The following is a 6,355-nucleotide window of genomic DNA, read 5'->3' as shown; positions in this document are numbered from 1 at the left end:
GCTCACTCACAATTTTAGCGCAGCGTGCCGAAGGCGCAAAAATTGTGTAGTGATTACCATCATTTTACACCTCCTCCCTTCAATTTCTAACAGAACTACTGGGAAAAAGAAGACAGTTTTTCGCTCATCTGTGAGAATAAATATAATCTATAAAGCCAGTCGCTCGATTCGGGCAATATATAGAGTCAGATAATATAGAATTATTGTACTCACAAAGAGAGACTTTAGTGAGTAGGCGTGTGAAGATTATTTGAGTTTTGATTGGTGACATCATATTGGTTGTTAATTATGATGTTATTCAATTATAGGTTTTAGATTAAAAAAACATATAGAACAGAAGGAGGTCACAGAAGATTTAATGTAAGTGAATTATTAGGCAATAAATCTGACGCTTCGTTGACGGTAGCTTATGCCAGAGTTAGTTCCCATGACCAAAAACTAGATTTAGAAAGACAAGCGATGGTACTTGAAGCCTATTGTGCAAAACAAGGTTGGTCATTTGAACTCATTGAAGACTTGGGTGAGGGAATGAATTACAAAAAGAAAGGATTAATTAGATTAATCAAGTTGCTTTGCACCTATCAAGTAGAAAGATTAGTACTAACTAATAAAGACCGCTTGCTTAGATTTGGTAGCGAACTAATCTTTATGTTGTGTGAAATATACGGAACGGAAGTAGTAATTATTAATCGTTCGGAAGACTCCACATTTGAGGAAGATTTAGCTCAAGATGTACTAGAAATAATTACTGTATTTAGTGCTAGGTTGTATGGGAGTAGAAGTCATAAAAACAAAGCATTAGTAAAAGAGTTAAGAGAAGTAGCAGATAAGATTAAATAAGATGCTATTAGGGTTTAAGACAGAATTGAAAGTCAATAGGAATAAAACCATTATCAGTAACAATCAGCAAAAAAGCAGATAAATGGTTTATCAGTTTTAAGATAGAAACAGAAAAAACTAAGATTGTTCCCTTAAACAATCCAATAGCTGTGGATTTAGGTTTACTTAGATTTGCTACATTATCAACAGGAGAAGAGCTTTTAGCCCCAAGACCATACAAACAATTAGAAACAAAATTACGAAGATTACAATGGTTAAATCGTCGTCAAATAATTGGGTCGTCTAATTGGAAAAAAACACTTTAAATTTACTAGGGTTAGCTGAACCCGATGTCATGCCTGTGGAGAAGCTTGAGCCGACTCTCTTCGATGAAGCAGGAACTAGAAGCAAAACAGTATTGTCCAATATTGTCTAACTTTTAGAAAGCGGAAAGAGAAAAATTCAGCCTAGAATAGGACTGAGGCAACGATTAAAGGAACACGAGCGAATAATTTTTTCATAGAGACGGGGAAATTAACGGTAATTCCTCCACCCTGGCTCATTTAATTAGATATAGGTGCGATCTCAATTCCCAATTGCTGTACTATAGCTGAGTGGTAGAATCGCTCCTCACCCATGTTGATACCCAATGCCGATAGTGCCGTAGTCGATATTCGCAAACTGCGGGGTTATTGTCTCAATTCAGAACATCGTACTGGCAAGCATAAAGCCAGACTGTTTCGCTCTCTTTTGGGCATGACGGCAGAGAATGCCGAGGAATTGAGAGCAATTTTACTGGCAGTTGTCAAAACTCAAGAAGCTCAGTTAGGACGACGAGATACTTTCGGTCAGCGTTACACCCTAGATTTTCCCCTGGAGTGGCAAAATAAAAGTGCAACGATTCGTAGTGGCTGGATTATTGAAGTTGATTCGACCATTCCGCGATTGACCAGTTGCTATCCTCTCGTTTGAGCTTTGGAGGTCAACCCAAAATGACAACAAACAAGATTAAACTCCTCGATGTAGTTGCTTTAACCGTCGATCTTCCCTCAGCCAATCTCTGGCGGGGACAGGTGGGAACTGTAGTAGAAATTTTAGCCGACGGTACGGCTTTTGAAGTGGAATTTAGCGATCGCTATGGACAAACTTACGAATCTTTAGGTTTGCGTCCCGAACAGCTTATGGTGTTGTATTTCGAGCCAGCCAGTCCTAATTCTCGCTCTGAAATGGTTACAGCTTAGAGAAGTAATCTTAACTTTCCCCCAAGAGGTATTTAAAATTCACTAAGTAAGTGATATTGTTTTAGCGTGTCCCCAAGAGCGAGCGCAACGCGCTGCTGTCAGCAGACCGTGCAACGCTGCTGTCAGCAGACCGCATTACTTAAACCTTTATTCAACACAACAAAACATCAATTCTGTTGCGATTAGTTATGGCAATAAATACCTATCCTCTTCTCACTAATGCCAGCACCGACACGGAGTTAATCAGATTGTGGATTTCTCAAAAGTCGCGGACTACTCAAAAGACTTACATAACCATCAGTAGGCAGTTCCTCACCTTCGCGGGTAAGGAGTTAGCAGAGGTAAAGCTCGAAGATATTTTGTTGTGGTTAGAATCTTTTCAACTGCGGGGTAAAAGCCAGAACACGATTAATAATAAATTGGCTGCAATTAAGTCTCTATTTAGCTTTGGAGTGAAAACTGGCTATTTGTCCGCCAATCCCGCATCGATGATTAAAACGACCAAAGCCAAGGATGCTCTCAATGAAAGGATTCTACAAGCCGAGGAGGTTAAGCAGTTAATTGATGAAGCTGCCAATGAACGCGATCAGCGCAAGCTGGCACTTCGTGATCGCTTAATTCTCATCCTTCTATATATCCTGGGTTTGCGAATATCTGAGTTAGTAGGTTTGAATTGGTCTGATTTTCAATCTACAGAAGAAGCAATAGCAGTAACTATATTCGGTAAGGGTCACAAAACCAGGACATTACTAATAACTCATCAGTTGTGGTCGGAATTAAAGCAGCTTCCCAGAAGTGAGAAGACTGAAGCGGTGTTTTTATCTCGGTTTGGCAATCGCTTAGACCGTCATGCTATCCATCGGCTGATTAAAAAAGCTGTAGAGAAAGCTGGTATTAATCCCCATACCTCCGCTCACTGGCTGCGTCATGCTCATGCCTGTCATAGTCTTAATAATGGCGCAGGGATAGATTTGCTGATGAAGTCTCTGGGTCATAGTTCCCTGGCGGTTACTTCGAGATATCTGCACGTTAAACCGAGTGAGTGTACCAGTAAGTTTATCGATTTGGATTAGTGGGGCGCAATTATGCTGGTAGTAGTCAGTTTATTGATTTTTGATGGCTGTTACTTCACGGGTAGAAAGGGACACGCCAAACGCCCTGGTGTCATAGAGGGCAATCTGACTTAATTATTACCGCCTTTTTTGATAGCATCGTGATACTGGTAGACTGCACTTGTCACTAGCTAAGAGAGTAATTCCAGGTGAATGATATGGGTTCGGGTAAAATATACGATGTTTTGATTGTTGGTGCAGGGCCAGTAGGATTGGCAACCGCGATCGCGCTACGTCAACGTGGTATAAACAATCTACTGGTAATCGATCGAACTCGTAGTTTTCGCCGAGTTGGGCAAGTAGTCGATCTTTTACCTAATGGTTTAAAAGCACTTAAATATATAGACGAGCAAGCTTATCAGCAGGTAAAAGCAACAGGTTTAGATTTTATACAAATTCGTCGCCAAAAAAGTGACGGAAAAGAGCAAAAAACGCCTCGAAAGCTCTTCTGGTGTCAGAAAAACTTGCTTGGGGAGGTTATTCGTTCGATTCCCCTAGACTTTGATTTTTGGTTTCATCGTTATGGAGAAGGAAGAATTTCAATTCCTTGGTACGATCTGCAAACTAACCTCAGAAATTTACTCCCTTCAGAAATAGTCAAAGTTAATCATCGTTGTGTTAATTTCAGCCAAGAAACTGCATACGTGCAAGTAGATTGTATATCTGGTGATGAGAAATATAATAATCCCTTTGCTCATTGGGAAATGCAATCATTAAATCAAGTGACTGATGTTAATTCTGATCCTCAAAAGTGCGAGCGCCAACAATTTCAAGCTAAATTAGTAGTAGCAGCGGATGGAATTAACTCTACAATTCGCCAGCTAATTTATTGTAATTCAGATTTAAATCAATGGGCGAAACCGAGCTATTCTGGTTTTGTTGCTATTGGTTGTTTGGAAATTGATAATATATCTAATGAGATAATTCAAGAATTAGAAAATAAATATTTTCAAGGCGAGCGGGTAGTTACTCTGCGAAATGATTCTCTCAAATCTAATGTTCAAAATATTGACTCACCTCGGTTGATCTTAATTCGTCGAGCCGAAAATGCCCTTGGTTATTTATTTCATACTCCTTTAAGCCTAGATTTGCTCGAAAATAAATCCCCTGAAGCAATTATCAATTTAGCAGCAAATATTTTAACAAAAGCTGATTTTCCTCCGATTTTTTCCCAGTTAATTAAATTATCAAATATCGAACAATTAATTTGTCGCCCTTATTATATTCATCCTGCTAATATTCCTCATTCTCAACCAATTTGGAGTAGTGAGCGATTAGTATTAGTTGGAGATGCTGCTCATGGAATGCCTCCTTTTGCTGCACAAGGAGCTAATCAAGGTTTAGAAGATGCTGCCATAATTGGTACGGCGATCTCAACTATTATTGATAACAATGCTTTAGACAATCAAGAAATAATTTCTCATCTATTTAGTAAATACGAGCAACTTCGTCGCCCTTTTATGGAAAAAATTCAAGAAGCTACTATGAAAAATCATAATTGGTCGCAAACAGAATGGGATAGTTATAGTGATGCGGTTTATAGTCGCAATGTAGAAGATTTAATTAGTAATTTTACTGCTTAGGGCGATCTCTCATTTTGAAGATTTTAGTTATTAATTGTCATCCCGCGAAAGTCTCAACATCAACAACCTGCTCATTCAGACTTTCGCCTTACTTCCCATCTCTAACATCTAAAGTCACTTCTATATTAATATTGCGATCGCTCTGATTCAAAACTTTAACCCGTCGTACCTTCCCGCGATAGGGAGAATAAACAGACACCAAGTTTTCAAGCTCGTCATTAACTTTATCTAACTGAACCTGCAAAGAATTAACTTGCTCCTGCTGCTTCTGTAATGATGTCTGATAGTCGGATACTTTTAGGCTGTGTTCGTACTGTTGCTTCTGGTAGTTGAGCTTTGCCTCATCCAATCGGGCGATCAGCCCTTCGGCTGGCACTGCGTGGTCTGCGAAGCAGGCGCTGCGCGATCGCTTTTTCCACATTAATAGAAGCCTCTAACTCTCTGCGTTTCAAGTCTGCTAACTCCTGAATCTTCTCTGACTCAAATACCGACGAATAAAAGGGGTCTTTAAAATGAAGCTGCTTGTCGAAATTCTCAATCTCGCGAGTAATGACATTGAGGTCAAACTGAGCCTGTTTGAGTGCTGCTAGTTCAGTCTGAAACTTAGGAATCGGAACGGCTTTGAGTTGATTTAGAGGTAAACTGGCTTGGGCGATCGCTGTTTCTAATCTTTCCCTTTTAGCTTGTAGTTTGGTTTTGGTAGAAGTGCGATCGCTGATGATATCGCCTGGGTTTATTCTCTGACCTTCAGTTACTTTCAGTTCATCTAATTCATTGAGAGTAAGGGTAATTGTATGACGGCTGGGACTGTAAGGGGTGGTAGTTTCGGGTACTGGTTCGGGTTGATTGGCTTGGGTTTGTTTGGTGTTGGTAATGGTGAGGGCGGACTCGCTCCGCGAGGCAGCGAAGCTGACCGCACCAATGCCTAAAATGACATATCCTAAAACTTTTACTACAGACCAGTTACCTTTCTTCATCGCAGTACTTAATATCGTTCTGCTTCTGTTTTAGTCTATGAAATGGGTATAGGTAAGTGATTTGAGTTAGGGGCGATCGCAATGCCGACTATTACCCGTCCATAAATTACTGTTCTCAAGTTAGTAAATTTAAACTTTGGGGAATTCTTAATTAATCTGTGAAGCCAAATATTGATTAACTTAGATGCTAAGACAAATATCTTATTTAATGAAATACGTACTCTCTACGCTAACAATAACAAGCATAATGCTTGTTTCAGGTTGCGAACAGCAAAGTATAAAAGCTGAAGCGGTTAGATGGAATTATACGGAATTTGTTCGAGCCGTTGAAAATAATGGTGTTAAACAAGTTATTATCGAAAGCAATGCAACTGATGCTCTAGACATTAAAGCAGTTAGAGCTAAAGTCATCACTTCTAATCATCAAGAGATCGAAGTCTGGTTTCCTACAGGTGACCATAAAATCGAGCTTTTAGCAGAGAACAAAGTTTTGTTTTCTTTTACGCCTTCGATAGATAGTAATACTTTTGATTGGGCCAACTTAGTTACAGAGTTTAAAAAAGATAATCAAGACAGCTTAACTGAAATTACATTCACTGAATTTATCAGAGCAGTTGAAAAGC

Annotated in this window: 9 protein-coding genes and 1 pseudogene; 8 read left to right on the top strand and 2 right to left on the bottom strand. The window is 39.4% G+C overall.

From position 1 onward, the window contains the following. Nucleotides 1-315 precede the first annotated feature (315 nt). The 7 genes and pseudogenes from H1P_RS29895 to H1P_RS29870 all read left to right on the top strand — a co-directional run. Nucleotides 316-840: pseudogene (locus H1P_RS29895) on the top strand (IS607 family transposase); the annotation flags it as partial. Between the two features lie 149 nt (nucleotides 841-989). Beyond that, nucleotides 990-1,145: a hypothetical protein gene (locus tag H1P_RS40025; protein ID WP_425461565.1), complete on the top strand. Its 156-nt coding sequence runs from the start codon at nucleotides 990-992 to the stop codon at nucleotides 1,143-1,145. Continuing rightward, the gene (locus H1P_RS39100) at nucleotides 1,127-1,255 is read left to right on the top strand and encodes a hypothetical protein (RefSeq protein ID WP_281291261.1); all 129 of its coding nucleotides are present in this window, start codon (nucleotides 1,127-1,129) and stop codon (nucleotides 1,253-1,255) included. The genes H1P_RS40025 and H1P_RS39100 overlap by 19 nt, the downstream gene beginning before the upstream one ends. Before the next feature lie 200 nt (nucleotides 1,256-1,455). Continuing rightward, nucleotides 1,456-1,791 carry a DUF6883 domain-containing protein gene (locus H1P_RS29885; RefSeq protein WP_144874608.1) on the top strand — a complete coding sequence of 112 codons (336 nt, stop codon included), beginning with the start codon at nucleotides 1,456-1,458 and terminating at the stop codon, nucleotides 1,789-1,791. 20 nt (nucleotides 1,792-1,811) lie between these two features. Next, on the top strand, nucleotides 1,812-2,060 hold the full coding sequence (locus tag H1P_RS29880) for a DUF4926 domain-containing protein (RefSeq protein ID WP_144874606.1): 249 nt from the start codon (nucleotides 1,812-1,814) through the stop codon (nucleotides 2,058-2,060). 188 nt (nucleotides 2,061-2,248) lie between these two features. Then, on the top strand, nucleotides 2,249-3,133 hold the full coding sequence (locus H1P_RS29875; protein WP_144874604.1) for a tyrosine-type recombinase/integrase: 885 nt from the start codon (nucleotides 2,249-2,251) through the stop codon (nucleotides 3,131-3,133). Nucleotides 3,134-3,330: 197 nt separating this feature from the next. Next, the gene (locus tag H1P_RS29870) at nucleotides 3,331-4,755 is read left to right on the top strand and encodes an FAD-dependent oxidoreductase (RefSeq protein ID WP_144874610.1); all 1,425 of its coding nucleotides are present in this window, start codon (nucleotides 3,331-3,333) and stop codon (nucleotides 4,753-4,755) included. Nucleotides 4,756-4,843: 88 nt separating this feature from the next. On the opposite strand, the gene H1P_RS29865 is transcribed toward H1P_RS29870, so the two are convergent. Together H1P_RS29865 and H1P_RS29860 are read right to left on the bottom strand one after the other, a co-directional pair. Continuing rightward, on the bottom strand, nucleotides 4,844-5,131 hold the full coding sequence (locus H1P_RS29865; protein ID WP_144874602.1) for a hypothetical protein: 288 nt from the start codon (nucleotides 5,129-5,131) through the stop codon (nucleotides 4,844-4,846). Continuing rightward, the gene (locus tag H1P_RS29860; protein ID WP_144874600.1) at nucleotides 5,097-5,732 is read right to left on the bottom strand and encodes an HlyD family secretion protein; all 636 of its coding nucleotides are present in this window, start codon (nucleotides 5,730-5,732) and stop codon (nucleotides 5,097-5,099) included. Before H1P_RS29860 ends, H1P_RS29865 begins: the two co-directional genes overlap by 35 nt. A gap of 247 nt (nucleotides 5,733-5,979) precedes the next feature. Here H1P_RS29860 and H1P_RS29855 point away from each other — a divergent pair. Further along, on the top strand, nucleotides 5,980-6,355 hold a 376-nt coding region (locus H1P_RS29855), incomplete at its 3' end, for a hypothetical protein (RefSeq protein ID WP_186376230.1).

Source organism: Hyella patelloides LEGE 07179, assembly GCF_900659865.1.
Lineage (GTDB): Bacteria > Cyanobacteriota > Cyanobacteriia > Cyanobacteriales > Xenococcaceae > Hyella > Hyella patelloides.
Note: the sequence above shows the minus strand (reverse complement) of the source record. Positions and strands in the feature narration are given on the sequence as shown.

Bases quoted from the DNA above. Each gene is read 5' to 3' on its own strand.
- H1P_RS29875 (WP_144874604.1), top strand. From the start codon at position 2,249: ATGGCAATAAATACCTATCCTCTTCTCACTAATGCCAGCACCGACACG.
- H1P_RS29885 (WP_144874608.1), top strand. From the start codon at position 1,456: ATGTTGATACCCAATGCCGATAGTGCCGTAGTCGATATTCGCAAACTG.
- H1P_RS29880 (WP_144874606.1), top strand. From the start codon at position 1,812: ATGACAACAAACAAGATTAAACTCCTCGATGTAGTTGCTTTAACCGTC.
- H1P_RS29860 (WP_144874600.1), bottom strand. From the start codon at position 5,732: ATGAAGAAAGGTAACTGGTCTGTAGTAAAAGTTTTAGGATATGTCATT.
- H1P_RS29870 (WP_144874610.1), top strand. From the start codon at position 3,331: ATGGGTTCGGGTAAAATATACGATGTTTTGATTGTTGGTGCAGGGCCA.